The sequence below is a fragment of the Caballeronia sp. AZ7_KS35 genome (assembly GCF_023631045.1).
Taxonomy (GTDB): Bacteria; Pseudomonadota; Gammaproteobacteria; order Burkholderiales; family Burkholderiaceae; genus Caballeronia; species Caballeronia zhejiangensis.
This window is the reverse complement of record NZ_JALQDV010000058.1, coordinates 1-1770: the sequence shown is the minus strand read 5'-3', so window position 1 is coordinate 1770 and position 1770 is coordinate 1. Positions and strand designations below refer to the sequence as shown.

The window sequence follows — 1770 nt, the reverse complement described above, 5'->3', positions numbered from 1 at the left end:
TCCGCAAGTTGTAGTTGCGGACACAAGCTTGACCCTCCTCAGGTGGGTTCGCCAGATGCGGAGGAATTACCGCTTACGTTCAGATGGCCAAAGGTTAATCTATGGTCACCCCCGTTTTTGCAACAGTGATCTTGATGGGTGGATGGCTTGCACAAATCTATCCGGCGTCGTTGTGAGGAATGGTCCCCGCGCCACGATGAGAATCGCGCCTGACGGTCCTTATAACAGGGGCAGCTTCTAAAAGCTGGTTAACCTTCCAGGGTGTCCGTCAGGCCGTTTGGCCGTTCACGTCATCAATTATCAGCTGTCGCAAAACCTGATGGGTTGACTCAAAAAAAGATGCGATCCTACGTCCGTCACGCGCCAGTAACGGATGCTTGTCGCTCGAACACCGCGTCATGGGTCACCATCGCCCACGCAACTCGCGCAAGCTTACTGGCGAGCGCACAAGCAACCACGCTCGAATGGCGTCGCGCCAGCGTCGCGCGAGTCCAGTCGGCGATCCGACCATGTTGTTTGTCCAGGCGCAGCATGAATGCTCGAGCGCACTGGACCAGCAAGTGACGGATATTCTTGTCACCGCGCTTGGATATTCCGAGCAGGTTTGACCTTCCCCCTGTGCTGTATTGCCTCGGCACCAGTCCGACCGACGCGGAGAAGTCGCGACTGCACCGATATTGTTTGCCATCACCGAGTTCCGAGGCGAGCAGACTTGCAGTGACAGGTCCGACACCGGGAATGGTCAACAGACGCTGACCGATCGGATCATCGGCGAGTTGACGTTCGATTTCCTTCTCGATATCGCGTATCTGCTCGGAAAGGTATTTGAAGTGCGCATGCAGCTGCTCAAGTATCGATACGAGACGCGGCGGCAGTGGATGCTCGGCCAGCACTGAAGGAAGGTGTTTTACAGCGGCATGTCCGACCGGCAGACTAATTCCGAATTCGAGAAGGAATCCGTGCATTTGGTTGGTGGTACGCACTCTACCGCGGACGAAAGCCTGGCGAACTCGATGGAGTGCAGAAGAGTTTGCTGCGATTCTGTCTTCGGCGTTACGAATCGCACCGAAGGCCGCGACGCAGCTTCGCAAATCGCCTCAGCATCGACGAAGTCATTCTTGTTGCTCTTCACGAACGGACGCACGAAGTGCGGTGAGATCAGCTTGACGATATGTCCGAACGCGCCGATCTTGCGTGCCATCCAATGTGCGCCGGCGCAAGCCTCCATCACGACGGTACAAGGGTGAAACGTGGCAAGGAACTCGAGCAGCTGCTTGCGTGAAAACTTCTTGCGAAACACCGCTTTGCCAACGCGGTCTTGGCCATGGACATGAAAAGAATGTTTGCCCAGATCAATTCTGATCATCGTGACGCTTTGCATGACAATGGCCTCCCGTGGAAAGTACCAAGCAGCCTACCCCAGCGGGGGCGGGTGGGGGTGACCATCCCATTACAGCTTGCCGAAAAGGTTAAGGAACCTCTGCACAACCCCTTCAAAATGACTGCGTCCAGATGGACGATGGTAGGATGCGACCAGTGTGTCCGGGCTGAACTTTCGTCGCGACACGTCGGTCTGGGAATGTCGGTGACCGACTCGCTAGTCCACTGCATCATTGAAATGCCACCGGCCGAATTCGGCGCGATGGGTCGTCGTACTTCCATTTAATCGGCTTCGGATTCTTGTTGTGCTCGCGGATATAGCGCATCAGCTTACGGTCCAAGTCCTTCACAGTGGTGAAGACGCCTCGCGCGATCACATCACGTTGGATA

General features: G+C 55.8%; 2 pseudogenes. Both read right to left on the bottom strand.

Annotation, left to right across the window (positions count from 1 at the left end):
- Nucleotides 1-356: 356 nt before the first annotated feature.
- Nucleotides 357-1381, bottom strand: a pseudogene (locus tag NCT05_RS32285) (IS110 family RNA-guided transposase).
- Nucleotides 1382-1610: 229 nt separating this feature from the next.
- Nucleotides 1611-1770: pseudogene (locus NCT05_RS32280) on the bottom strand (IS630 family transposase); the annotation flags it as partial.